The 325-nt window shown below is 70.8% G+C and carries 1 pseudogene; it reads left to right on the top strand.

Going from position 1 to position 325, the window contains the following annotated elements:
- Window positions 1-110: 110 nt before the first annotated feature.
- Window positions 111-325: pseudogene (locus tag IE249_RS38805) on the top strand (maleylpyruvate isomerase N-terminal domain-containing protein); the annotation flags it as partial.

Here is a 325-nt window from a genome sequence, read left to right as displayed (position 1 = left end):
CTTCACGGGCCAAGGATCGCCCACCCCGGGAAAGCTCCGCAAATGCTGACGGGAACTGTCAGGTTATCCCGCGATGCTCGGCACACCGACTCGACGAGGAAGGCCACACCATGAACGCCATCGACCCCCGCCCCGTCTACGCCCGCGCCACCGAGCAGGCCGCCGCCCTGATCAAGACAGTACGGCCCGGACAGCTGGCCGGCCCGACGCCCTGTACCGAGTTCGACGTCCGCGCCCTGCTGAGCCACATGGTCGGCGGCACCCTGCGGATCGCGGTCGTCGGCGAGGGCGGCGACGGGCTCGCCGTGCACCCGTTCGCCGAGGG

This window comes from Streptomyces anandii JCM 4720, assembly GCF_014650655.1.
Lineage (GTDB): Bacteria > Actinomycetota > Actinomycetes > Streptomycetales > Streptomycetaceae > Streptomyces > Streptomyces anandii.
The sequence above is the reverse complement of the archived record's forward strand: the minus strand, read 5'-3'. Positions and strand labels throughout refer to the sequence as shown.